This is a genomic window from Streptomyces sp. NPDC096079 (assembly GCF_040303145.1).
GTDB lineage: Bacteria > Actinomycetota > Actinomycetes > Streptomycetales > Streptomycetaceae > Streptomyces.
In genome coordinates, this window is sequence record NZ_JBEOST010000001.1 from 791,154 (window position 1) to 814,905 (window position 23,752).

The window sequence follows — 23,752 nt, forward strand, 5'->3', positions numbered from 1 at the left end:
AGGCATGGGAGCCGTCGTGACCAAGCTGAAGATCGCCTACTCGCCCTGCCCGAACGACACCTTCGTCTTCGACGCCTGGGCGCACGGCCGGGTCCCGGGCGCGCCCCGGCTCGACGTGACGTTCGCCGACATCGACGTCACCAACGGCTGGGCGGAGAGCGGCACCGACACCCACGACGTCCTGAAGGTGTCGTACGCGGTGCTGCCGTGGATCCTCGACGAGTACGCGCTGCTGCCCTGCGGCGGCGCCCTGGGCCGCGGCTGCGGGCCCCTCGTCCTGACCCGCGACGCGGGGACGGGAGCCGACCTCGCCGGGAAGACGGTCGCGGTGCCGAGCGAGCGCTCGACGGCGTACCTGCTGTTCCGGCTGTGGGCGGCGGAGACGGTGCCCGGCGGCGTCGGGGACGTCGTCGTGATGCCGTTCCACGAGATCATGCCCGCCGTGCGGGACGGGAAGGTCGACGCGGGGCTCGTCATCCACGAGGCCCGCTTCACCTACGGCAACTACGGGCTGCACTGCCTCGCCGACATGGGCGAGCACTGGGAGTCCACGACCGGCCTCCCGATCCCGCTCGGGGCGATCGTCGCCCGCCGCTCGCTGGGCGCCGAGACTCTCGAACGGCTCGCCGCGTCCGCCCGCGCGTCGGTGCGGATGGCCTGGGACGATCCGGCGGCCTCCCGCCCGTACGTCCTGGAGCACGCCCAGGAGATGGACCCGAAGGTCGCCGACCAGCACATCGGTCTCTACGTGAACGAGTTCACGGCCGACCTCGGCGAGCACGGCTACGCGGCGGTCCGCGGGCTGCTCACGCGCGCCGCGGCCGAGGGACTCGTACCGCCCCTCGGCCCGGACGCGCTGCGGTTCCCCTGACGGGCGCTACACGTCCAGCTGGTCGGCGACCGCGCGCAGCAGGCCGGCGATCTTCTTGCCGGCGGCCTTCTCCGGGTAGCGGCCGCGCTCCAGCATGGGCGTGATGTTCTCCAGGAGCGTCGTCAGGTCCTGCACGATGGACGCCAGTTCGTCGGGCTTACGGCGCTGCGCCGCGGCGACGGACGGGGTCGGGTCGAGGATCGTGACGGACAGCGCCTGGTCACCGCGCTGGCCGGCGACGACGCCGAACTCCACCCGCTGACCGGGCTTCAACGCGTCGACCCCGGCGGGGAGCACCGACGAGTGCACGAAGACGTCGCCGCCGTCGTCGCGGGAGAGAAAGCCGAAGCCCTTCTCGCTGTTGAACCATTTGACCTTGCCGGTAGGCACGTCTGTCCTCGTCCTCGTCCTCGTCGATGGGGATGGCAAACGGCGGGTCGTCGACCGACCCGCCGGCACCAGGCTAATGCTCAGGAGGCCGGTGACAAGACGTCGCCGATGTGTTCCTCCGGCCTGGGAACTACCCTGGCCGGATGCGTAGTGAAACCCCCGCCGTGCCGGTGGACGACAGTGCCCCGGGTGACGGACTCGTCAAGGCCGGTGTGATCGTGTTCGCGGTCGGCGCGGTCGCGACGCTGGTCACCGTGGCCCCGCTGTTCCTCGGGACGGACCCGTTCCCCACCGTGGCGTACCTCGTCTCGATGCTGATGGGGGTCGGGTTCCTCCTGGCCGGCGCCGGGCTGCTGCGCTCGGTCGCGGCCCAGCGGCGACAGGCCCGTTCCGGCCAGACGGCCTGAGGCTCAGGCCAGGTACCCCTCCCACCAGGCGCGGAAGTCCGTCAGGTCCGGCAGGACCACGTCCGCGCCTGCCTCCCGCAGCTCCTCGGCGGGGCAGGGGCCGGTCGCGACGGCCACCGAGTAGGCGCCCGCGGCGGCGGCGCCCCTGACGTCGCCCACGTGGTCCCCGACGTACACCCCGGCGCCGTGCGCGCGCAGGGCCTCCGCCTTGCCCTCGGCCCACAGGCCGCCCGCGACCGCGTACGGCTCGATGCCGAGGTGGGCCAGGTGCAGCTCGACGTGCGGGCCGTTCTTCGCGCTGACGACGATCGTGCGGCCGCCCGCCTCGTGGACGGCCTCGATGGCGTCCCGGGCGCCCGGCATCGGGACGGTGGGCTCGATCGCGTACGCCGGGTAGAGCGCCCGGTAGCGGGCGGTCATCTCCGTGACGTGCTCCGCCGGGAACCACTGCGCGATCTCGTGCTCCAGCGGCGGCCCGAGGCGGCTCACGACGAGGTCGGCGTCGACCGGGACGCCGACCTCGGCGGAGAAGGCGACCCATGTCGCCCTGATGCCCGGGCGGGTGTCGAGCAGGGTCAGATCGAGGTCGAAGCCGACGGTGGGCGCGGTCGCGGGCGTGGTCGTCATGGGACCCATTGTCGCGGGACCTCCGGCCCGGTGTTCGCACATGGATGCTGGCTACACTCAGGTAAGCCTCACCAAACCCGCTCTCCCCCGATGGGTCCCGATGCCAGCCGCTTTCCGTACCAGACGGGTCCTCGCGACCTCGGCGGCCCTCGTCGCCCTGCTCGTCGCCGTCCTGCTCAGCCTCGCCGTGGGCGCCCGCCCCATCGCGCCCTCCACCGTCCTCGACGCCCTCCTGCACGGGGCGACGGGCGACGACGCCGAGGTCGTCCGGCAGCTCCGCGTCCCCCGGACCCTCATCGGGCTGATGGTCGGCGCCGCCCTCGCGCTCGCCGGCACCGCCCTCCAGGGCATCACCCGCAATCCGATCGCCGACCCCGGCATCCTCGGCATCAGCCAGGGCTCGTCCGTCGCCGTCGTCCTCGCCATCGCCTTCCTCGGCGTGCACGAGCTGAGCGGGTACGTGTGGTTCGCCTTCGCCGGCGCCGCCCTCGCCTCGGTCGCCGTCTACGCGATCGCCGCCGCGGGACGCGGCGGCGCCACGCCCGTGAAGCTGGCGCTCGGCGGGGCCGCGATCAACGCGCTGCTGCTCTCGGTCACCACCGGCGTCCTCACGACCAGGGCCTCCGCGCTCGACGAGTTCCGGTTCTGGCAGATCGGCTCCCTCGACGGCCGCGACACCGAGATCGTCGGACAGATCTGGCCCTTCCTGCTGATCGGCGCCGTCCTCGTGCTGTCCGTGGCCCGCGGGCTCGACGCGCTCGCGCTCGGCGAGGACGTCGCCACGGGCCTCGGACAGCGGGTCGCGACCGTACGGATCGTGGGCGGGCTCGGCGCGACCGTCCTCACCGGCGCCGCCGTCGCCGCCGCCGGGCCCGTCGCCTTCGTCGGCCTCGCCGTCCCGCACATCGCCCGCGCCGTCGTCGGCTCCGACCACCGCTGGGTGCTGCCGATGGCCGCGGTCATCGGGCCCGTGATGCTGCTCGTCGCCGACGTCCTCGGACGGATCGTGTTCCCGCCGGGCGAGATCCCGGCCGGGGTGCTGACCGCCCTGCTCGGCGTGCCGTTCCTGGTCACGCTCGTCCGGCGCAAGGCGGTGCCGGCGTGACCTCCCTCGACGTCCGCCCCGCCGGCTACGGGCTCCTGCGCGCCGGACGGGGATCCTTCCTGGTCCACCGGCGCTCGGCCCTCGTCGCGACGGGCCTGCTGCTGCTCCTGGCCGCGGCCTGCGTCGCGTACCTCTGCGTCGGCGAGAAGTCCGTCGCCCCGGGCGAGGTCGTACGGATCCTCCTCGGCGAGCCCTCGCCGTCCGCGTTCGTCGTCGAGGAGCTGCGCGAGCCCCGGCTCGTCGTCGCCCTCGCCGTCGGCGCCGCCTTCGGCATCGCGGGCGGCCTCATCCAGACCGTCGCGCGCAACCCGCTCGCCAGCCCCGACATCATCGGCATCAGCCAGGGCGCCGGGGCCGTCACCGTCGCCGCGATGACCTTCGGCCTCACCTCGTACACCGTCTTGCCGTACGTCTCCATCGCCGGCGGCATCCTCGCCGCCGCCCTCGTCTACGCCTTCGCCTGGCGCGGCGGGCTGCACGCGACCCGCTTCGTGCTCATCGGCATCGGCATCGCGATCGCGCTGCGGTCCCTCATCACGCTCTTCATGACGAAGGGCGACTACCTCGTCGCCCAGCAGGCCCAGATCTGGATGACCGGTTCCCTCAACGGACGCGGCTGGGACGAGTCCGCGCCGATCCGCTGGACCCTGCTCCTCCTCCTGCCCGCCGTGCTGTGGGCGGCCCGCGCCCAGCGGACCGTGTCCCTCGACGACGACACGGCGACCGCGCTCGGCGTACGGCTCGGCGGGGTCCGTCTCGGGCTCGTCGCCGTCGGCGTCGTCCTCGCCTCCGTGGCCACCGGCGTCGCCGGGCCGGTCGACTTCGTCGCCCTCCTCGCCCCGCAGATCGCCCGCCGCATGACCCGGACCGCGCAGATCCCGCTGCTCTGCTCCGCGCTCACCGGCGCGGTCGTCGTCGTCGCCGCCGACCTCCTCGGCCGGCGCCTGTTCTCCCCCGTCGAACTGCCGGTGGGAGTCCTCACGGCCGCCGTCGGCGCCCCGTACCTGATCTGGCTCATCGTCCGGAGCCGAGCCGTTGGAGGAACGTCGTGAGCAGACTGCAGGCCCGCGGGCTGACCCTCGCCTACGAGGACCGCACCGTCGTCGAGGACCTCGACCTCGCCGTCCCCGACGGCAAGGTCACCGTGATCGTCGGCCCCAACGCCTGCGGCAAGTCCACCACCCTGAGGGCCCTCGGCCGGCTCCTCAAGCCCGCCGGCGGCGCCGTCCTCCTCGACGGGGAATCCCTCGCGAAGCTGCCGACCAAGCGGATCGCCCGCTCCGTCGGCCTGCTGCCGCAGACACCCGTCGCCCCCGAGGCCATCACCGTCGCCGACCTCGTCTCCCGGGGCCGGCAGCCGCACCAGGCCTGGTGGAAGCAGTGGTCCGAGGAGGACGAGCGGGCCGTCGCCGACGCCATGGAACGCACCGACGTGGCCGCGCTCGCCGACCGGTCCGTCGACGCGCTCTCCGGCGGTCAGCGGCAGCGGGTCTGGATCGCGATGGCCCTCGCCCAGGAGACGGACCTGCTCCTCCTCGACGAGCCCACCACCTACCTGGACATCTCCCACCAGGTGGAGGTCCTCGACCTGGTCCGCCGCCTCAACCGGCTGCGCGGCCGGACCGTCGTCCTCGTCCTCCACGACCTGAACCAGGCCGCCCGGTACGCCGACCACCTCGTCGCCATGAAGGCGGGGCGGGTGGTCGCGGAGGGGGCTCCGTCGGAGATCGTCACGTCGGAGCTCGTACGGGACGTCTTCGGGCTCACGTCGGTCGTGATCCCCGACCCGGTGACGGGCTCACCCCTGGTGGTCCCGAGCGCGCCGTGGCACGCGGACGCCCCGGTCCTGGACTGAGTCCGGGCCGCTCCGGGGGGGGTGCTCAGCGGCGGCGGGAGCGCCAGAGCAGGAACAGGGCCGAGGCGATCGCCGCGCCCCGCAGGGTCCACGGCCACGTCTCGGAGACCGCCGCCCCCATCGCCTCGCCCCCCGGCGCCACCGCCTCGCCCCAGCGGCCCTCCACCCGTCCCCACAACCAGACGATCCCGGCCGCGGCGCTGAGGCCGGGGATCACCAGGACGGCGCCCTTGATCTCGCCCGGGGTCAGCCGGCGGGAGCCGTACGCGAGGAGCCAGCCGGCCGCGAGGGCGACCAGGGAGCCGAGGACGGCGCCGCCGAGCAGGAGCAGCGCGGCGAGCAGCACGAAGGGGTTCGCGAGGCGGGCCCGGGCCGGCGCCGCCGGCTCGGTCTCCTCGGTGGTCTCCGCCACCGCCGGGGCCTTGCGGCGGAGCAGGACGCGGGCCAGACGGCGGGCCTTCCCGCGCGGCGGCTCCTCGGCCGCGTCCTCCTCCTCCTCCTCCGGGGCGGGCGGCGGGGCGAAGAGGTCGGGCCGCTCGATGCCGCCGACGAAGCCGAGGAACCCGTCGTCGTCGGTGGGGTCGTCGGCGTCGGTCCGCCACCAGTCCGCCACCGCGCGGTCGGCGCCGCCGCCCTGCGCGGGGATCGGGGCGGGCGCCGACGCGCCCGGCGGGTCCACCCGGTCCACGACGTCGTCCACGACCTCGTCCGGGGTCCCGAGGGCGCCGAGGATGCCGCGTACGGCCTCCGGGCTCTCCTCGCCGTGCGTGGCGCGCCGGCGGTCGATCTCGTCCCGCAGCCCCGACACCAGCTGCAGCCGCTCGCTCGCCGGCAGCTGCCGCTGCTGAGCCAGGTCGCCGACCCGGCTCAGATAGGCGTCGACCAACTGGTCGCTCTCGATCTCCACGGTGCCCCTCCACGGCCGGTTCGCCCGGTACGGCCCGACGTTAGCGCCTGGACAGCGGCTAACGTGGTGCGGATGGGGATCGGTGAGCTCGACCGGGAGGCGCACGTGCCCGAAGCAACTGGCGCCGGGGCGGCGCCCCGCACGCTCGCGGAAGCGCTCCGCGCGCGGGGCGACGAGGGGCTCGCCGCGCTGCTGCGCGCCCGGCCGGACCTGCTGGGCCCCGTGCCGAACGACCTGACGCAGCTGGCGACCCGCGCCGGCACGCGGGGTTCGGTGGTGCGGGCCCTGGAGCGTCTCGACCGGTTCGCCCTCCAGACGGCCGAAGCGCTCGCCGTGGCCCCGGACCCCGCCCCGTACTCCTTCCTCCTCGGGCTACTCACGGGCGACGAGGGCGATCCGGAGATCGAGGCGGCGCTGCCGGGCGCGGTGGCGCTGCTGCGCGAGCAGGCCCTGCTGTGGGGCGAGGACGACCGGCTGCGGCTGGTGCGGACCGCGCGGGAGCTGCTCGCGCCCTCGGCGCAGCACCCCTCGCCGACCGGGCTCGGGCCGACGGTCGCGGAGGCGACGGCGGGGATGTCGCCGGGCCGGGTGCAGGAGATCATCGCGACGGCGGGGCTGACGGCGACGCACGATCCGGTGTCGGCGGTGGCCGCGCTGACCGGGCTGTTCACCGACCGGGCGCGGATGGGCGCGCTCCTCGACGAGGCGTCCCCGGAGGCGCTGTCGGTCCTGGACCGGCTGGTGTGGGGTCCGCCGTACGGCGAGGTGACGGCGAACCCGGCGCCGCCCGTGCGCTGGCTGCGCGACCGGGGCCTGCTGCTGCCGGTGTCGGCGCGGACGATGGTGCTGCCGCGCGAGGTGGCGCTGCACCTGCGGGGCGGTCGGGCGCACCGGGCGCCGGAGCCGGTGGCGCCGGTGGTGGGGACGGCGCGCGACTACCGTCCCCAGGTGGTGGACAGCGCGGCGGCCGGGCAGGCGTACGCGACGCTCGCGACGGTCGAGGAGCTGCTGAAGTCCTGGGACCAGGGCGGCCCGCAGGTCCTGCGGGCGGGCGGGATGTCCGTGCGGGACCTCAAGCGGACGGCGGCGGCCCTGGACGTGACGGAGCAGCTCGCCGCGTTCTGGCTGGAGCTGTGCTTCGGGGCGGGGCTGCTCGCCTCGGACGGCGAGGCGGACGAGCGGTACGCGCCGACGCCCGCGTACGACGACTGGCTCGACCTGCCGGCCGCCGAGCGCTGGGCCCGGCTGGTGTCGCCCTGGCTGATGTCGACGCGGACGCCGGGACTGGTGGGCGGCGCGGACGCGAAGGGCCGCACGCTGGCCGCGCTCGGCCCGGACCTGGACCGCGCGCCGGCCCCCGAGGTCCGGCACCGGGTGCTCGAACTCCTGGCGACGCTCCCGCCGGGCGCGGCGGCGGACCCGGAGACGCTGTTCGCGCGGCTGCGGTGGGAGCGGCCGCCGCGGGGCACGGCACAGACGGCCCCGCAGCGCGCCGCGGCCGGTACGGGCGCGGGCCCGGCGGCCGGCAGCGGCTACGGCCCGGCGGGCGGTACGGGCGCGGCGGCCGGAACCGGCCACGGCCCGGCGGCGGGCGGCGGCTACGGCGCCGTCGTGCGCGGCGCGGCCGGGTCCGAGGAGACCGCAGCCGGCGCCCCCGACGTGCACTCCGACCTGCGCTCCCGGCTCGCCCGCTGGACGCTCGCCGAGGCCGAGCTGCTCGGGCTCACGGGCCGGGGCGCGCTCGCCGGCCCGGCCAGGGCACTGCTCAACCTGCCGCTCGCGGAGGCCGCGACCCCCGCCGATCACGGGGGCCGGGTCGAACTGTCGGTCGCCGCCGGACGGGCCGCGACCCTGCTCGCGCCACTGCTGCCCGAGGCCGTCGACCACGTGCTGCTCCAGGCGGACCTGACCGCCGTCGCGCCGGGGCCGCTGCGGCGGCCGCTCGCGGACGCGCTGGCGGTCCTCGCGGACGTGGAATCGAAGGGTGGCGCGACGGTCTACCGGTTCACGCCCGGTTCGGTGCGGCGCGCGCTGGACTCCGGGCGGTCCGCGTCCGACCTGCACGACTTCCTGACCGCGCACTCCCGCACTCCCGTGCCGCAGCCGCTCGCGTACCTGATCGACGACGTGGCGCGGAAGCACGGCCACCTGCGGATCGGGGCGGCGTCCGCGTACGTGCGCTGCGACGACGACACCGTCCTCGGCGAGATCCTGGCCGACCGGCGGTCCGCCGCGCTGGGCCTGCGGAGGCTCGCGCCGACGGTCCTCGCGGCGCAGGCGGACCCGGCGACGCTGCTGGAAGGACTGCGGGCGATGGGGTACGCCCCGGCCGCCGAGTCCGCCGAGGGCGACGTCCTGATCACCCGCGCCGACGCGTACCGCACCCCGGCCCGTACGGCCCCGGTGCCCGTCCCCGACGGCCCGCCGGCCCCCGACGCGACCCTGCTCGGCGCGGCCGTGAAGGCGATCCGGGCGGGCGACCGGGCGGCGACGGCGGTCCGCAAGGAGCCGGTGGCGCCGGTGGCGGCCGGCGGTCTGCCGCGCACCTCGGCCGCCGAGACCCTGGCGACCGTCCAGGCCGCGGCGATGACCGGCTCGGCGGTCTGGATCGGCTACGTCAACGCGGACGGCGCGGCGAGTCAGCGGGTGATCGCCCCGGTCCGCGTCGAGGGCGGCTTCGTGACGGGCTACGACCACACGGCCGACGAGGTCCGCACGTACCCCCTGCACCGCATCACGGGCGTGGCGGAACTGGCCGACGACCAGGTCTAGGGGGTGTTTCGAAAGTCCTGCGCGGGTGCTGTGCGGGACTTCCGAAACACCCCCTAGGACCGTCACCCCGCCCACCGCACCCCCGCATCAGGCAGACTGGAGGATTGGCCGTCACCCGAGCGGCCCGGGAAGGACCGATCGCACGTGAATGGGCCACTCATCGTCCAGAGCGACAAGACGCTGCTCCTGGAGGTCGACCACGAGCTCGCCGAGGCCTGCCGGCGGGCCATCGCTCCGTTCGCGGAGCTGGAGCGGGCGCCGGAGCACATCCACACGTACCGGGTGACGCCGCTGGGGCTGTGGAACGCGCGGGCCGCGGGACACGACGCCGAGCAGGTCGTCGACGCGCTCGTCGAGTACTCGCGGTATCCCGTGCCGCACGCGCTGCTCGTCGACATCGCCGAGACCATGGCCCGGTACGGACGGCTCACGCTCTCCAAGCACCCCACGCACGGGCTCGTGCTGACCAGCACGGACCGGCCCGTGCTGGAGGAGATCCTGCGGTCGAAGAAGGTGCAGCCGCTGGTCGGCGAGCGGATCGACCCGGACACCGTCGCCGTGCACCCCTCCGAGCGGGGGCAGATCAAGCAGACGCTGCTGAAGCTGGGCTGGCCGGCCGAGGACCTCGCCGGGTACGTGGACGGCGAGGCGCACCGGATCGACCTGGCCGAGGACGGCTGGGCGCTGCGGCCGTACCAGAAGCAGGCCGTCGACGGCTTCTGGCACGGCGGGTCCGGTGTCGTCGTGCTGCCCTGCGGCGCGGGGAAGACGCTGGTGGGGGCCGGGGCGATGGCCCAGGCGAAGGCGACGACGCTGATCCTCGTCACGAACACGGTGTCCGCGCGGCAGTGGAAGCACGAGCTGGTGAAGCGGACCTCGCTGACCGAGGACGAGATCGGCGAGTACAGCGGGACGCGGAAGGAGATCCGACCGGTCACCATCGCCACGTACCAGGTCCTCACGACCAAGCGGAAGGGCATCTACCCGCACCTGGAGCTCTTCGACTCCCGCGACTGGGGCCTCATCGTCTACGACGAGGTGCACCTGCTGCCGGCGCCGGTCTTCAAGTTCACGGCCGACCTCCAGGCCCGTCGGCGCCTCGGTCTCACCGCCACGCTCGTGCGGGAGGACGGGCGGGAGTCCGACGTGTTCTCGCTGATCGGGCCGAAGCGGTTCGACGCGCCGTGGAAGGAGATCGAGGCGCAGGGCTACATCGCGCCCGCCGACTGCGTCGAGGTCCGGGTCAACCTCACGGACTCCGAGCGGCTCGCGTACGCGACGGCCGAGGCGGAGGAGAAGTACCGCTTCTGCGCGACGACGGCGACGAAGCGGAAGGTGACGGAGGCGCTGGTCAAGAAGTTCGAGGGGCAGCAGATCCTCGTCATCGGGCAGTACATCGACCAGCTGGACGAGCTCGGCGAGCACCTGGACGCGCCGGTCATCAAGGGCGAGACGTCGAACGCGCAGCGCGAGAAGCTCTTCGACGCGTTCCGCAACGGCGAGATCAACGTGCTCGTGGTGTCGAAGGTCGCGAACTTCTCGATCGACCTGCCGGAGGCGACGGTCGCGATCCAGGTCTCCGGCACCTTCGGCTCCCGCCAGGAGGAGGCCCAGCGCCTGGGCCGGGTGCTGCGCCCGAAGGCGGACGGTCACCAGGCGCACTTCTACTCGGTGGTCGCGCGGGACACGATCGACCAGGACTTCGCGGCCCACCGGCAGCGGTTCCTGGCGGAGCAGGGCTACGCCTACCGGATCATGGACGCGGACGAGCTGCTGGCGCCCTAGGCCCGGCTGGTCTGCTTGCCGGGAATCGGATCGCCGTCAACGGGGTTGGGGGGACGAACCGTTACTGGAGGGGTCATGCGAGCGATTCAGGTGTACGAAGTGGGCGGTCCCGAGGTGCTGCGGGAGGCCCAGGTGGACCAGCCGCGGCCGGGTCCGGGCGAGGCGGTCGTGGAGGTCGCCGCATCCGGCGTCAACTTCCTCGACGTCTACCACCGCGAAGGCCGGTACAGCCTCCCGCTGCCCTTCACCCCGGGCACGGAGGGCGCCGGCACGGTCGTCGAGGTCGGCCCCGGCGTCACTGACGTCGCGGTCGGGGACCGGGTCGGCTGGGTGGAGATTCCCGGCACGTATGCCGAGCGGGCCGTCGTGGACTCCTCCCGGCTGGTGCCGCTGCCCGACGACATCGGCTTCGAGACCGCCGCCGCCGTGCTCCTCCAAGGCATGACCGCGCACTATCTCGTCAAGGACGCCTACCCGGTTCAGGGGGGCGACACGGTGCTCGTGCATGCGGCTGCCGGTGGCATGGGGCTGCTTCTGACCCAGCTCGTCACCCATCTCGGCGGCAGGGTGATCGGCACGACGTCGACCACGGCGAAGGCCGAGCTGGCGAAGCGTGCCGGGGCCGCCGAGGTGATCCTCTCCTCCGCGGTCGACGATCTCGCAGCCGAGGTGAGGCGGCTCAACGGCGGTCGGGGACTGCCGGTCGTCTTCGACGGCGTCGGCGCGCACACCTTCGACGCGAGCCTCGCCAGCCTGCGGACCCGCGGCCATCTCGTGCTCTTCGGCGCGGCAAGCGGTGCCGTGCCGCCGTTCGATCCGATGCGGCTCGCCCAGGGCGGTTCGCTGACCCTGATCCGGCCCAGCCTCGGGGACTTCATCGCCGACCGGTCCGAACTGCTCCGGCGGGCCGCCGATGTGTTCGAGTGGGTGCGCTCCAAGGCGCTTGAGGTCACCGTGACGGGCCGCTACGCACTGTCCGAGGCCGCCCGGGCGCACAGTGATCTGGAGGCTCGGCGTACCACCGGCAAGCTGCTCGTCGTACTCGACGAGGCCGCATTGGGGCGCCGCGAGGAGACGCAGGGCTGATCGCGGGTGGAGGGCCTCGCGGCGGAGGCCCTCCACGTCGTCCGTCAGGCGGCCGGGTTCAGGACCAGCTTCGCCTTGTCGTTCTTCGTGTTCGGGTCGAACGGGAAGCCCGTGCCGTACGGCGGCTTGAGGACGATCGCGCCCTTCGCGCCGGTGACGACCGTGTCGACGCGCAGATCGAACGGGAACGTCACGCTCTGCTTCTCGGCCACCCACATCGGCAGCTGGCACACGTAGCGCGGCGCGCCGGTGCGCACCTCGCTCTCCCACCAGCCGCCGTCCGCGGTGCGCGGCTCGCAGGCGTCCGACACCGCGGTGACGGTCGCGCCCCGCGGGACCGTGACGTCGACGGAGCCGACGGGGTCGCCGGAGCCGAGGTTGGCGACCCAGGCCGGGCCCCGGTTGCGGAAGGTCACGTCCGCGCGGACGGTCTCACCGGCGGCGGCGGTGAGCCGCGCGCCGCGGACGGCGAAGTCGGCGGTGTTGGTGACGCCGATCGAGGCGACCGTGCCGTTGTTCCCCGGGTCGAGGTCCTCGGCGCCGCCGCGGGCGTTCACACCGATGTCGATGCGCTCGGACAGCGCGTACGCGGCGGTCCTCGCCTGCAGCGCCGTCGGCAGCGCGAAGGAGCCGCCCGGGGCCACGACGTCGTCGAAGGCGCAGTCGATCTTGGTGACCGGCTCGGTCGTGCCCTGGCCGAGCGGCTTGCCGGTGCACTGGGGGGCGACCGTCCCGAGGTCGATGCCCCGGGTGACGTAGAGGGTGACCTGGACGCCGTTCGCCGGCTCGTTGCCCCTGTTCACCACGGAGACCGGTACGGGGACGGTGCTGCCGGGGGCGACGCCGGTCACGGGCGCGGCCTGGGCGACCACGAGGTCGGGGCCGGACGCGACGCGGACGGTGGTGGAGCTCCCGGACGCGGTGATCGCGCCGCTGTCGGTGTGGGCCGTGCCCTGGTACGTGATCTGGCCGGTGACGCCCGCCCCGGTGCCGGCGGCGGCGCGCAGCGTCACCTCGACGGGGGCTTCGCCGGTCAGCGGCACCTCGGGGAACGAGCAGACGGCGGTGGCTCCGGACGGGGCGCAGGTGTCCGGCCAGGTGACGTCGGCGACGCCGGTCAGGCCGGAGACGTCGACGGTCAGCTCGCCGCCGGTCACGCGGACGTCGGCGTTGTCGTGGTACAGCCCCAGGCCCAGGGTGACGGCCTGGGCCTCGCCGCCGTCGATGCCCTTGGGCAGCGCGAGCTCCCAGGGAGACACGATCCACAGCTGGTCGCTGTTCGCGGCGGCCGGCGCCGCGGTCACGCCGACGGTGACCAGGCCGGCCGCGGTGGCGCAGGCGGCGAGCCGCGCGAGACGGCCGAAGGAGGACTTCCTCATGATCTCCTGTGTTCCTCACTGCTTCGGGGAAGAGCGATGCGATGAGGAGACCGTCGAGGGTGGCGAAGAGTTGCACGCCGGAGCGGATTCAGTGGCTCCGGCGCGTCGGGCGCGGGTCGCGGACACCCGCTTCGGCCGGGCCGTGGTCGCCCAGAAGGACCACCGCGGCCGCCGCGCCGCCGAAGGCGCGTATCGCGCGGGCGGCGGTGGCGAGGTGGCGGGTCCGGGGCCGGGGGGCGGTGGTCACGAGGGTGAAGGTCGTCGCGGTCATGTCTCCATGATGGAATCCGGACATCGCGGACACATCGGCCTGGGGTGGGAACCGGGGTCCGTCTCACGTCGGATCCCGCCCCCTAGGGGGGATATCCGTTCGCCGTGCCGCCCGCCCGGAGTTACACTTGCCGGCTTCCCCCGCTTCCCGTCCGTGGAGCGCCGCCTCCCGTGCGTGGAGCGCCGCCTTCCGTTCGTGGGGCGCCGCCGTCCGGTCGGAAACCGGCGGCCACCTCGTCGTGTCCGCGTATCCACCTGCCCGGAGGCTTCACCGTGTCCGTTTCCGACCTCCTCGCGCGCGAGCGCGCCCATCTGACCTCCTCCCGCGCCGCCCTGCGCGCGATGCGCGAGGACGTCGAGGCGCTCGACATCAAGGACGTCACCGCGAACTGGGTCAACTCCCTGGTGCTCGGGCGCCAGATCGAGGACCGGATCAAGGCGCTCGCCGACCTCGCGGACACCCCGCTCTTCTTCGGACGCCTCGACTACCTGCACACCACGCAGGAGGGGCAGCGCTTCTACATCGGACGGCGGCACGTCCACGACGCCGACGGCGACCCGATGGTCATCGACTGGCGCGCCCCGGTGTCGCAGCCGTACTACCAGGCCTCGAAGAAGGACCCGCAGGACGTGGGCCTGCGCCGCCGCTTCGGGTACACGGGCGGTGACCTCACCGCGTACGAGGACGAGCACCTCTCCGACCCCGAGGAGCTGGAGCACACCAGCCGGCTGCTCCAGGCGGAGATCGAGCGGCCGCGCGTCGGCCCCATGCGGGACATCGTCGCCACCATCCAGCCGGAGCAGGACGGGATCGTCCGCTCCGACCTGTCGGGGACGGTCTGCGTGCAGGGAGGACCGGGGACCGGCAAGACGGCCGTCGGCCTGCACCGTGTCGCCTACCTCCTCTACGCCCACCGGGAGCGGCTCGCCCGCACCGGCACCCTGGTCATCGGGCCGAACCGCTCCTTCCTCCACTACATCGAGCAGGTCCTGCCCGCGCTCGGCGAGCTGGAGGTGCAGCAGGCGACCGTCGACGACCTCGTCGCGCACGTCGAGGTCCGGGGCACGGACGAGGCGGCCACGGCCGTCGTGAAGGGCGACGCGCGGATGGCGGAGGTGCTGCGGCGCGCGGTCCGCTCGCACGTGACGCTGCCGACGGAGCCCCTGATGGTGGTGCGCGGTTCCCGCCGCTGGCGGGTCCCCGCGTACGAACTGGAGGAGATGGTACGAGAGTTGCTCGACCGCGACATCCGGTACGGCGCCGCCCGCGAGGCCCTGCCGCAGCGCATCGCGCACGCCGTCCTGGTCCGGATGGAGGAGGCCGGCGAGGCCCCCGACGACCGGGTGCAGAACGCCGTCGCCCGGAACGCGGCCGTGAAGGCCGTCGTGAAGGAGTGCTGGCCGCTCGTCGAGCCCGCGAAGCTGCTGCTGCGGCTGCTCGGCGACGCCGGGTTCCTCGCCGAGCACGCCGAGGGGCTGCTCACGGAGGACGAGCAGAAGCTGCTGCTGTGGACGAAGCCGGCGCGGAGCGTGCGGACGGCGAAGTGGTCGGCCGCGGACGCCGTCCTCATCGACGAGGTGAAGGACCTGGTCGAGCGGACGCACTCGCTCGGGCACGTGGTCCTCGACGAGGCCCAGGACCTGTCCCCCATGCAGTACCGGGCGGTGGGCCGCCGCTGCACGACCGGCTCGGCGACCGTCCTGGGCGACCTGGCGCAGGGCACGACGCCGTGGGCGACGGAGAGCTGGGCGCAGGCGCTCGGGCACCTGGGCAAGCCGGAGGCGGTGGTGGAGGAGCTGACCGCCGGTTTCCGCGTGCCGCGTGAGGTGATCGCGTACGCCTCCCGGCTCCTTCCGCACATGTCGCCGGGGCTCGCGGCGGTGGAGTCCGTCCGGGAGAACCCGGGTTCCCTGGAGGTCCGCCCGAGCGACGACCTCGACCAGGACGTCGTCGCCGCCTGCGTCGAGGCACTGGCCCACGAGGGCTCCATCGGCCTGATCGCCGCCGACGCGCGGATCGCGCCGCTCGCCCAGGCGCTGACGGCGGCCGGCCTCGCGTACCTCTCGCCCGGCGAGGAGACCACCGCCGAGTCACGCCTGACGCTGGTCCCGGCCTCGCTCGCGAAGGGCCTGGAGTACGACTACGTGGTCCTGGACGAGCCGGCGGCCGTCGTCGACGGCGAACCCGACGAGCGGACGGGCCTGCGCCGGCTGTACGTGGCCCTGACCCGTGCGGTGTCGGGCCTGACGGTCGTTCACTCCGCCCCGGTTCCGGCGCAGTTGGGCGAGCTGTGAGCCGCGTCGGGTCGCTCCACCACGTCGAGCTGTGGGTGCCGGACCTGGAGCGCGCCGAGCGGAGCCTCGGCTGGCTGCTCGGGGCGCTGGGCCACACGCCCTTCCAGTCCTGGGAGGGCGGCCGCAGCTGGGCGCTCGGCTCCTGCTACCTGGTCGTCGAGCAGTCCCCGGCCCGTACGTCGGACCACCACGACCGCCTCCGTCCGGGCCTGAATCACCTCGCCTTCCACGCGGGCGACCGGTCCGCCGTCGACCGGCTCGCCGCCGACGCACCCGCGCACGGCTGGCGGCTGCTGTTCGCGGACCGGCATCCGTACGCGGGCGGGGACGGCCACTACGCGGCGTACCTGGAGGACGAGGACGGGTTCGAGGTGGAGCTGGTGGCGGACCAGGGCCCGTCCTAGTGCTGTGACCGGAAAGGTTCACCGCACTAGGCGCTGAACTCCGGGAGCGCCTGGGTCCACGTGCGGTGGGCGACGTCGGCGAGGACCGGGTTCTTGCCGCGGTAGTAGTGCTCGGTCACGACGCCCCAGCACAGGGCCCAGCCGCGGCCGCGCGCCCAGGTGGCGTCGTCGACCTCGGCGGCCTCGCGGAAGAGGGGGCGGGTGTCGGGGGTGAGCAGGGACCAGGCGGCCAGCATGTCGGCCGCCGGGTCACCCGCGCCGAGGCCGCCGAAGTCGATGACCGCGCACAGGCGGCCGTCGCGGGTGAGGAGGTTCCCGGGGAGCAGGTCGCCGTGCAGCCAGACCGGTCCGCCCCGCCAGGCCGGGAGGCGCAGCACCGACTCCCAGGCCTCGGTGACGGCCGCGGCGTCGAGGGTGCCGTCCGCGCCGAGGTCCCGGACGGCGGGCGTCATGGCGCCCTCCTCCCAGTCGGTGACGGGTCCGCCCCTGAAGGAGGCCGGTCCGCCGCTCGCGTCGACGGCGCGCAGGGCGCGGCCGAAGCGGCCCAACTCGACGGCGGCGTGGGCGAGATCGCCGATCGGCGCCTCGTAGGCGTCGGCCCCGTCCAGCCAGGCGAGGACGGACCAGGACCGGTCGTACCCCTCGCCGGGCGCTCCCTGCGCGACGGGCACGGGCACGGGCAGCGGCAGGTGCGGCGCGAGGCGGGGCAGCCACGTCTGCTCCTTCTCGGCGTGCCCGGCGGCCCAGTCGGCCTTCGGCAGCCGGACGGCGAGCTCGTCGCCGAGCCGGAACATCGCGTTGTCGGTACCGGCGGAAGGCACCGCGCGGACGGGAAGCCCCGCCCACTCGGGAAACTGGGCGGCGATCAGCCGCTCGACGAGCGCGGCGCCGATGACGGGTGCGGTCATGCGCGCGAGGCTAGCCATCCGGACACCACCGGGGCGAGGCGTTTTCGCACGGCGGGACGGGCCGCCGGGCGGCGGGTACGCGCGGGGAACGGGTCGCCGGGCGGCGGACCCGTGACCCGGCGACCCGCGCTCAGGGCCTGCCTGTTGAGCGCCTACCCGTCGAGGGCCTCGCGCCAGGTGCGGACCGCGGGGGCCGAGACCGGGGCCGTCCAGCCCTGGGGGCGGGCCGCGCCGCCGATGTGGAAGGCGGTGAGGCCGGCGGCGCGGAGGGTCGGGAGGTGGTCGAGGCGGAGGCCGCCGCCCACGAGGACCTGGGGCTCGTAGCCCGGCTCGCCGGCGCGGGCGGCCTCGGCGCGGAGGGTCGGCAGGCCGTCGTCGACGCCGGTGGCCGCGCCGGCCGTGAGGTAGGTGTCGAGGCCCGGCAGGTCGGCGAGGCGCTTGCGGAGGCCGTCGCGGTCGGCGGCCCGGTCGATCGCGCGGTGGAAGGTCCAGCGGCAGCCGTCGAGGACGGCGACGAGGCGCTCGACGGCGACCAGGTCGGGCTCGCCGTCGGGGGTGAGGAAGCCGAGGACGAACTCGGTCGCGCCCGCCGAGCGGAGTTCCTCCGCCCGGCCGACGAGGGCGTCGACGTCGCCGGCCGCGAAGCCGTCGGTGAGGCGGAGCATCACGCGGAGCGGGATGTCGACGGCGGCCCGGATGGCGGCGAAGGACGCCGTGGACGGGGTGAGTCCGTCCGCCGCCATGTCGGTGACGAGTTCGAGCCGGTCGGCTCCACCGGTCTGGGCTGCGACCGCGTCTTCCTCGTCGAGGGCGATCACCTCAAGGACAGCACGGTTGCTCATCTCGCCCATTCCTCCATGAATGACGACTACAGGTCTAGTCCAATGACCAGACTAGCCGTGCGTGTGACCTCCCGCATCGTGCCCCGCCTCACCCGTCCCACTCTCCTTCGGTGCGGGCGCCGTCGGAGCGGGCGCCGCCCCCTTCGCGCCGGCCGTCACGGTGAAGGAGGCCGTGCGGACCTTGCCCCCGTGCCGGAAGTCGAGGAAGAGGCGGTACGTGCCCGCGCTGGGGGCCGTCGCCGTGAAGGAGACGTCCGGGCCGGGGCCGCCCTCGTTGGGGTGGACGTGGAGGTAGGCGAGGTCGCCGTCGCGCAGGGCGACGAGGTGCCCGTACGCGCCGAGGTACGGCTCCAGGTCGGTGACGGGCTTCCCCGCCTTGGTGACGGTGAGCTTGAGCTCGCCCGCCCTGCCCGGGTCCAGGACCCCGCCCAGGCGGACCTGGTAGCCGTCGACGGTGGCCGTCGGGGCGACGGCGGGCAGCGGCTTCGGGGCGTACGCGCCGGGGACGGAGAGGTCGGCGCCGAGCGTGACGCCCCGCGCGCCCTTCACCGCGGGCTTGAAGTCGGCGAAGGCCTTGTAGCCGCCGGCCGCCGGGAGGTCGGCGTCCACCGTCCAGGTGCCGTCGGCGGCCTTGACGGGGTGCAGGTGACGGAAGGTGGTGAGGTCGCGCGAGGCGACGATGAAGTGCAGTTCCTTGCCGTGCTCGGTGGTGAAGGCGGTGACCTTCCTGCCGGAGGCGTCCTTGACGGAGAACTTCAGGGTGCTCCGGCCGACGGCGGGGGTGGGGGTCTCCAGGGCGAGGGTGTAGCCGTCCTGGGAGATCTGGAGGCCTCCGGGGAGTGACGAGGCGGGGGCGGCGGCGCCCTGCTCGTGGCCGGCGTGGCCGTCGGCCGGCTCCTGCCGGGGCTCCTGCGCCGCGTGCTCCCCGTGGCCCGCCTTCGCCGGCTCCTCGACGGGGCCGACCCCCTTGCCGACCCCGTACGCGGTCCCGAAGGTCGCGGCGAGCGCGGCGGCAAAGGCAGTGATCTTCACTCCGGTGTTCATGACTGCTCTCCCGTACGTGGGTGGCGTGGGCATTCCTGCGTCCGATGCACTTCACCATACCCCTGGGGGGTATCAAGTCAAGTCGGATCGACACTTGCGCCGGATACCACCGGGGGGTATACATGGACTCGCAACCAGATACCCCCCGAGGGTATCTCCCAGTGGAATCGACCGAGGAGGAAGCCATGGGCTCCTGCTGCACCCCCGACAACAGCTGCTCGACCACCCCGGAGACCGCCGCCGTCGCGGTCGCCGAGAGCACCGTCACCGTCTACGCCGTCTCCGGCATGACGTGCGGCCACTGCCGGACCGCGATCACCCAGTCCGTCGGCGCCCTCGACGGGGTCATCTCCGTCGACGTCGACGTCACCGGCGGCCTGGTGACCGTGACCACCGGCGGCGCGCCCGACGACGCCGCGATCACCGCGGCCGTCGACGACGCGGGCTACGAGCTGACCGGCCGGGCCTGATCCGCCGCCGGGCCGACCCGACCCCACCGGCGTCCCCCGTCCCGGTACCCGACGGTCCGCCCGGCAGGCGGACACCGCCCGCACCACCCCGGCCGCCGGGGCCCGACCTCTCTCAAGCCCGGGCCCCGGCCCCCGAACCCGCTACACCGAGGAGCAGGAAATGACCACGACCACTCCGGGCACCGCCCAGGTCGAGCTCGCCATCGGCGGCATGACCTGCGCCTCGTGCGCGGCCCGCATCGAGAAGAAGCTCAACCGCATGGACGGGGTCGAGGCCACCGTCAACTACGCCACCGAGAAGGCGAAGGTCACCTTCGACGCCGACATCGACGTCGCCGACCTGATCGCCACCGTCGAGGCCACCGGCTACACCGCCCAGGAGCCCGCTGCCCCGAAGACCGAGGAGGGCGGCGGCGGCCCGACCGACGAGGAGATCGCCGACGCCGAGCTCCGGCCGCTCAAGCAGCGCCTGATCACCGCCGTCGCCCTCGCGGTGCCGACGATCCTGATGGCGATGGTCCCGGCCTTCCAGTTCGAGTACTGGCAGTGGCTGAGCCTCACGCTCGCCGCCCCGGTCGTGGTCTACGCCGCCTGGCCCTTCCACAAGGCCGCCTGGACCAACGCCCGGCACGGCGCGGCCACCATGGACACCCTGATCTCGGTCGGCACGATCGCCGCGTTCCTCTGGTCGCTGTGGGCCCTGTTCTTCGGCACGGCCGGCACGCCGGGCATGACGCACCCGTTCGAGTTCACGATCGCCCGCACCGACGGCGCCGGGAACATCTACCTGGAGGCGGCGGCCGGCGTCACCGCCTTCATCCTGGCCGGCCGCTACTTCGAGGCCCGCTCGAAGCGCAAGGCGGGCGCCGCGCTCAAGGCGCTCATGCAGCTGGGCGCGAAGGAGGTGACCGTCCTCAAGGGCGGCCGCGAGCTCACCGTACCGACCGCCGAACTCCAGGTCGGGGACCGCTTCCTGGTCCGTCCCGGCGAGAAGATCGCCACCGACGGCACCGTCGTCGAGGGCTCCTCGGCCGTCGACGCCTCGATGCTGACCGGCGAGTCCGTGCCCGTCGAGGTCTCCGCCGGCGACTCCGTCACCGGCGCCACCCTGAACGCCGGCGGCCGCCTGGTCGTCGAGGCCACCCGCGTCGGCTCCGACACCCAGCTGGCCCGCATGGCGAAGCTCGTCGAGGACGCGCAGAACGGCAAGGCCGCCGCCCAGCGCCTCGCCGACAGGATCTCGGCCGTCTTCGTGCCGATCGTCATCGCCCTCGCGCTCGGCACCCTCGGCTTCTGGCTGGGCACCGGCCAGGGACTCACCGCCGCCTTCACCGCGGCCGTCGCCGTCCTGATCATCGCCTGCCCCTGCGCCCTCGGCCTGGCCACCCCGACCGCCCTCATGGTCGGCACCGGACGCGGCGCCCAGCTCGGCATCCTGATCAAGGGGCCCGAGGTCCTGGAGACCACCCGCAAGGTCGACACGATCGTCCTGGACAAGACCGGCACCGTCACCACCGGCCGGATGACCCTCATCACGGTCCACACCGCCGCCGGTACGGACGAGACCGACGTCCTGCGCCTCGCCGGCGCCCTGGAGCACTCCTCCGAGCACCCGATCGCCCAGGCCGTCGCCACCGGCGCCGCCGCCCGCGTCGGCAGCCTGCCCACCCCGGAGGACTTCGCCAACATCCCCGGGCTCGGCGTGCAGGGCGTCGTCGACGGCCACGCCGTCCTCGTCGGCCGCGAGAAGCTGCTCCAGGAGTGGGCGATGGAGCTCAGCCCGTCCCTCAAGGCCGCCAAGGACGCCGCCGAGAAGACCGGCAAGACCGCCATCGCGGTCGCCTGGGACGGCGAGGCCCGCGCGGTCCTGGAGGTCGCCGACGCCGTCAAGGAGACCAGCGCCGAGGCCATCGGGCGGCTGCGGGCCCTCGGCCTCACCCCGATCCTGCTCACCGGTGACAACAGGGCGGTCGCCGAGGCCGTCGCCGCCGAGGTCGGCATCGACGAGGTCATCGCGGAGGTCATGCCGCAGGACAAGGTCGACGTGGTCAAGCGCCTCCAGGACGAGGGCCGTTCGGTCGCCATGGTCGGCGACGGCGTGAACGACGCCGCCGCGCTCGCCCAGGCCGACCTGGGCCTGGCGATGGGCACCGGCACGGACGCCGCCATCGAGGCCGGCGACCTGACCCTCGTCCGGGGGGACCTGCGGGCCGCGGCCGACGCGATCCGGCTCTCCCGCAGGACGCTCGGCACCATCCGGTCGAACCTCTTCTGGGCCTTCGCCTACAACGTGGCCGCGCTGCCGCTCGCCGCGGCCGGACTGCTCAACCCGATGATCGCGGGCGCGGCCATGGCCTTCTCCTCGGTCTTCGTGGTCGGCAACAGCCTCCGCCTGCGGGGCTTCCAGGCCGCCGACCGCTGACGAACCCCCTTCCGCGCCAATCCCCGAGGAGCCCGCCGTGGCCGGTTACGGACAGCACAAGGAAGACATCATCAGACGCCTGAGGCGCATCGAGGGCCAGGTGCGGGGGGTGCAGCGGATGGTCGACGAGGACGTCTACTGCATCGACGTCCTCACCCAGGTCTCCGCCATCAACGCGGCCCTCCAGTCCTGCGCGGTGGCCCTCCTGGACGAGCACCTGAGCTGCTGCGTCACGGAGGCCATCGCCCAGGGCGGGGACCAGGCGAAGGTGAAGGTGGGTGAGGCGTCGAAGGCCATCGCCCGGCTGATCCGGACGTGAGGGGCCGGTGAAGCAGGACCGAAAGGTGTCAACCGCCCTTGCGTGAAGGGCAGTCGGCGGACAGCGTGAGACTCAGCCGGAGACAGAGGCCGAGCAGCTGGCGGAGGAGCACCAGCTCCACCGATCCGGGCGGACCGGAGTCGCAGACCTTCGCGCAGGGGCGGTTCTTCATGAGGGTCGACATCCTGCCATCGTACCCCTGGGGGGTATACCTCGGCGGGGGAAGCGGCCCGTACGATGACAGGCCCTACGGGGGAGGGGATGCACGTGCGCCGGCTGGGAGAGCTGGAGGCCGAGATCATGGACCGGCTGTGGGCCTGGGAGCGGCCCGCCACGGTCCGCGAGATCGTCGACGACATCAATCGGGGCCGCCGGGTCGCCTACACGACGGTGATGACGGTGGCCGACATCCTGCACCGCAAGGGCTGGCTCCGCCGCGAGAAGTCCGGACGGGCCTGGCTGTACGAGCCGGTGCGCGGCCGCGAGGAGTACACGGCGGGCCTGATGCGGGACGCCCTCGGCGACAGCCAGGACCGCCCGGCCGCCCTCCTGCGCTTCGTCGAGGTCATCTCGGACGAGGACATGGCCGCCCTCGACGCGGCCCTCCGCGCGGCGCGGGCGGACCAGGCGCGCGGGGACCGGCCCGGGGACGGGGGCGGCGCGTGAACCACCACGTCCTCGTCCCACTCGGGCTCGTGCTCCTCACCGGCTTCGCCGTGCCCTGGCTCGTGGCCCGGGCCCGCTGGGCCCAGCAGGTGCCCCGGCTCGCGCTCGCCGTCTGGGCCGCCTGCGGCGCCGGGTTCGCGGTCGCGGCCGCCCTCCTGCCCGCCCAGATGGTCCTGTCCGCCGAGAGCAGCCACCGCCTGGCGGACATGATGTTCACCCTCCGGCCGCCCACGCCCGAGCAGCTCCTGCACCTGGACGGGCGCGAGCGGTTCGCCTTCGCCCTCTCGCTGCTCTTCCTCTCGGTGCCCACCGCCGCCTTCCTCCGCCGTCTCGTCGCGGCCCGCCGGGCCCGGACGCGGCACGCGGGGGTGCTGCGGCTCGTCGGACGGTACGACCCGGCGCTGCGGGCCACCGTCCTCGACGACGACCGGCCGGCCGTCTACTGTCTGCCGGGCCGCTCGCGCCGGGTGGTGGTCTCCTCGGGCGCGGTGCACACCCTGACGCCCGCCCAGCTCGCGGCGGCCCTCGCGCACGAGCGGGCGCACATCGCGGGGCGGCACCACCTGCTGGTCACGGCGGCGGAGGCGTTCTCGGCCGTCTTCCCGCGCCTCCCGCTCGCGCGCCACGGCGGGGGCGCCGTGCCGCTGCTGCTCGAAATGGCCGCGGACGACCGGGCGTTGCGCCGGTGCACCCGGGACGCGCTGGCGACGGCGCTGTACGCGCTGGCCTCGGGGCGGGCGCCCCGGTCGGCGTTCGCCGCGGGCGGGCCCTCGGCGGCGCTGCGGATGCGGCGCATCCTCACCCCGTACCGCGCGGGACACCCCGTGCTGCGCGGGCTGCTCACGATCGCGGCGGCGGCCCTCGCGATGGCTCCCTTGATCGTCGCCTGCTGCTCGTTCCCCCGGTAATCATGAACACCGTTATTTAC

At 74.2% G+C, this 23,752-nt stretch carries 24 protein-coding genes; 15 read left to right on the forward strand and 9 right to left on the reverse strand.

Translation table 11 applies throughout. From position 1 onward, the window contains the following. Positions 1 to 4: 4 nt before the first annotated feature. Positions 5 to 871 carry a 1,4-dihydroxy-6-naphtoate synthase gene (locus ABTY59_RS03735; protein WP_352017238.1) on the forward strand — a complete coding sequence of 289 codons (867 nt, stop codon included), beginning with the start codon at positions 5 to 7 and terminating at the stop codon, positions 869 to 871. A 6-nt stretch (positions 872 to 877) separates the two neighbouring features. Here ABTY59_RS03735 and ABTY59_RS03740 read toward each other — a convergent pair whose 3' ends face one another. Continuing rightward, the gene (locus tag ABTY59_RS03740) at positions 878 to 1,261 is read right to left on the reverse strand and encodes a cold-shock protein (RefSeq protein ID WP_030694234.1); all 384 of its coding nucleotides are present in this window, start codon (positions 1,259 to 1,261) and stop codon (positions 878 to 880) included. 143 nt (positions 1,262 to 1,404) lie between these two features. On the opposite strand from ABTY59_RS03740, the gene ABTY59_RS03745 reads away from it, so the two are divergent. After that, complete coding sequence (locus tag ABTY59_RS03745; protein WP_352017239.1) at positions 1,405 to 1,668, forward strand: hypothetical protein; 264 nt, start codon at positions 1,405 to 1,407, stop codon at positions 1,666 to 1,668. 3 nt (positions 1,669 to 1,671) lie between these two features. Here the strand turns inward: ABTY59_RS03745 and ABTY59_RS03750 are convergent, their stop codons facing one another. Continuing rightward, positions 1,672 to 2,304, reverse strand: a complete 633-nt coding sequence (locus ABTY59_RS03750; RefSeq protein ID WP_352017240.1) for an HAD family hydrolase — start codon at positions 2,302 to 2,304, stop codon at positions 1,672 to 1,674. Between the two features lie 91 nt (positions 2,305 to 2,395). Here ABTY59_RS03750 and ABTY59_RS03755 point away from each other — a divergent pair, with 91 nt between their 5' ends. Genes ABTY59_RS03755 through ABTY59_RS03765 form a run of 3 tightly spaced genes read left to right on the forward strand, consistent with a single transcriptional unit; the run spans position 2,396 to position 5,255 of the window. Further along, positions 2,396 to 3,400: a FecCD family ABC transporter permease gene (locus tag ABTY59_RS03755; RefSeq protein WP_352017241.1), complete on the forward strand. Its 1,005-nt coding sequence runs from the start codon at positions 2,396 to 2,398 to the stop codon at positions 3,398 to 3,400. Then, positions 3,397 to 4,452 (forward strand): FecCD family ABC transporter permease, encoded by a 1,056-nt coding sequence (locus ABTY59_RS03760; RefSeq protein ID WP_352017242.1) that lies wholly within the window; start codon positions 3,397 to 3,399, stop codon positions 4,450 to 4,452. Before ABTY59_RS03755 ends, ABTY59_RS03760 begins: the two co-directional genes overlap by 4 nt. Then, a complete protein-coding gene (locus tag ABTY59_RS03765; RefSeq protein WP_352017243.1) occupies positions 4,449 to 5,255 on the forward strand; it encodes an ABC transporter ATP-binding protein in 807 nt (268 codons plus the stop codon). The genes ABTY59_RS03760 and ABTY59_RS03765 overlap by 4 nt, the downstream gene beginning before the upstream one ends. Before the next feature lie 25 nt (positions 5,256 to 5,280). Here the strand turns inward: ABTY59_RS03765 and ABTY59_RS03770 are convergent, their stop codons facing one another. Beyond that, positions 5,281 to 6,162, reverse strand: a complete 882-nt coding sequence (locus ABTY59_RS03770; RefSeq protein ID WP_352017244.1) for a hypothetical protein — start codon at positions 6,160 to 6,162, stop codon at positions 5,281 to 5,283. Positions 6,163 to 6,234: 72 nt separating this feature from the next. On the opposite strand from ABTY59_RS03770, the gene ABTY59_RS03775 reads away from it, so the two are divergent. The 3 genes from ABTY59_RS03775 (at position 6,235) to ABTY59_RS03785 (ending at position 11,805) form a co-directional block, all read left to right on the forward strand. Continuing rightward, complete coding sequence (locus ABTY59_RS03775; protein ID WP_352017245.1) at positions 6,235 to 8,934, forward strand: helicase-associated domain-containing protein; 2,700 nt, start codon at positions 6,235 to 6,237, stop codon at positions 8,932 to 8,934. Positions 8,935 to 9,078: 144 nt separating this feature from the next. After that, the gene (locus tag ABTY59_RS03780; RefSeq protein WP_352017246.1) at positions 9,079 to 10,719 is read left to right on the forward strand and encodes a DNA repair helicase XPB; all 1,641 of its coding nucleotides are present in this window, start codon (positions 9,079 to 9,081) and stop codon (positions 10,717 to 10,719) included. Positions 10,720 to 10,794: 75 nt separating this feature from the next. Next, on the forward strand, positions 10,795 to 11,805 hold the full coding sequence (locus tag ABTY59_RS03785; RefSeq protein WP_352017247.1) for a quinone oxidoreductase family protein: 1,011 nt from the start codon (positions 10,795 to 10,797) through the stop codon (positions 11,803 to 11,805). Positions 11,806 to 11,849: 44 nt separating this feature from the next. On the opposite strand, the gene ABTY59_RS03790 is transcribed toward ABTY59_RS03785, so the two are convergent. Together ABTY59_RS03790 and ABTY59_RS03795 are read right to left on the reverse strand one after the other, a co-directional pair. Beyond that, positions 11,850 to 13,184 (reverse strand): COG1361 family protein, encoded by a 1,335-nt coding sequence (locus ABTY59_RS03790; RefSeq protein WP_352017248.1) that lies wholly within the window; start codon positions 13,182 to 13,184, stop codon positions 11,850 to 11,852. Positions 13,185 to 13,272: 88 nt separating this feature from the next. Next, the gene (locus ABTY59_RS03795) at positions 13,273 to 13,455 is read right to left on the reverse strand and encodes a hypothetical protein (protein WP_352017249.1); all 183 of its coding nucleotides are present in this window, start codon (positions 13,453 to 13,455) and stop codon (positions 13,273 to 13,275) included. 272 nt (positions 13,456 to 13,727) lie between these two features. Between ABTY59_RS03795 and ABTY59_RS03800 the strand changes: the two genes are divergently transcribed. Together ABTY59_RS03800 and ABTY59_RS03805 are read left to right on the forward strand one after the other, a co-directional pair. Beyond that, a complete protein-coding gene (locus ABTY59_RS03800) occupies positions 13,728 to 15,749 on the forward strand; it encodes a HelD family protein (RefSeq protein WP_352017250.1) in 2,022 nt (673 codons plus the stop codon). Beyond that, positions 15,746 to 16,153, forward strand: coding sequence for a VOC family protein (locus ABTY59_RS03805; protein WP_352017251.1), 408 nt, complete (start codon positions 15,746 to 15,748; stop codon positions 16,151 to 16,153). The genes ABTY59_RS03800 and ABTY59_RS03805 overlap by 4 nt, the downstream gene beginning before the upstream one ends. A gap of 26 nt (positions 16,154 to 16,179) precedes the next feature. On the opposite strand, the gene ABTY59_RS03810 is transcribed toward ABTY59_RS03805, so the two are convergent. The 3 genes from ABTY59_RS03810 to ABTY59_RS03820 form a co-directional block, all read right to left on the reverse strand. After that, on the reverse strand, positions 16,180 to 17,061 hold the full coding sequence (locus ABTY59_RS03810) for an aminoglycoside phosphotransferase family protein (protein WP_352017252.1): 882 nt from the start codon (positions 17,059 to 17,061) through the stop codon (positions 16,180 to 16,182). A 152-nt stretch (positions 17,062 to 17,213) separates the two neighbouring features. After that, complete coding sequence (locus ABTY59_RS03815; RefSeq protein ID WP_352017253.1) at positions 17,214 to 17,903, reverse strand: copper homeostasis protein CutC; 690 nt, start codon at positions 17,901 to 17,903, stop codon at positions 17,214 to 17,216. Between the two features lie 51 nt (positions 17,904 to 17,954). After that, the gene (locus ABTY59_RS03820; RefSeq protein ID WP_352017254.1) at positions 17,955 to 18,947 is read right to left on the reverse strand and encodes a DUF8832 domain-containing protein; all 993 of its coding nucleotides are present in this window, start codon (positions 18,945 to 18,947) and stop codon (positions 17,955 to 17,957) included. 185 nt (positions 18,948 to 19,132) lie between these two features. Between ABTY59_RS03820 and ABTY59_RS03825 the strand changes: the two genes are divergently transcribed. From ABTY59_RS03825 to ABTY59_RS03835, 3 genes are all read left to right on the forward strand, one after another. Further along, complete coding sequence (locus tag ABTY59_RS03825; protein WP_352017316.1) at positions 19,133 to 19,417, forward strand: heavy-metal-associated domain-containing protein; 285 nt, start codon at positions 19,133 to 19,135, stop codon at positions 19,415 to 19,417. 160 nt (positions 19,418 to 19,577) lie between these two features. Further along, positions 19,578 to 21,839, forward strand: a complete 2,262-nt coding sequence (locus tag ABTY59_RS03830; protein WP_352017255.1) for a heavy metal translocating P-type ATPase — start codon at positions 19,578 to 19,580, stop codon at positions 21,837 to 21,839. Positions 21,840 to 21,876: 37 nt separating this feature from the next. Further along, positions 21,877 to 22,158 carry a metal-sensitive transcriptional regulator gene (locus ABTY59_RS03835; RefSeq protein WP_015035316.1) on the forward strand — a complete coding sequence of 94 codons (282 nt, stop codon included), beginning with the start codon at positions 21,877 to 21,879 and terminating at the stop codon, positions 22,156 to 22,158. A 28-nt stretch (positions 22,159 to 22,186) separates the two neighbouring features. Here ABTY59_RS03835 and ABTY59_RS03840 read toward each other — a convergent pair whose 3' ends face one another. After that, the gene (locus ABTY59_RS03840; RefSeq protein ID WP_352017256.1) at positions 22,187 to 22,342 is read right to left on the reverse strand and encodes a hypothetical protein; all 156 of its coding nucleotides are present in this window, start codon (positions 22,340 to 22,342) and stop codon (positions 22,187 to 22,189) included. A gap of 83 nt (positions 22,343 to 22,425) precedes the next feature. Here ABTY59_RS03840 and ABTY59_RS03845 point away from each other — a divergent pair, with 83 nt between their 5' ends. Both ABTY59_RS03845 and ABTY59_RS03850 read left to right on the forward strand, forming a co-directional pair. Beyond that, entirely contained in the window at positions 22,426 to 22,824 is a 399-nt protein-coding gene (locus tag ABTY59_RS03845) for a BlaI/MecI/CopY family transcriptional regulator (RefSeq protein ID WP_352017257.1), read from the forward strand. Beyond that, on the forward strand, positions 22,821 to 23,732 hold the full coding sequence (locus ABTY59_RS03850) for a M56 family metallopeptidase (RefSeq protein WP_352017258.1): 912 nt from the start codon (positions 22,821 to 22,823) through the stop codon (positions 23,730 to 23,732). Before ABTY59_RS03845 ends, ABTY59_RS03850 begins: the two co-directional genes overlap by 4 nt. Positions 23,733 to 23,752: the final 20 nt, after the last annotated feature.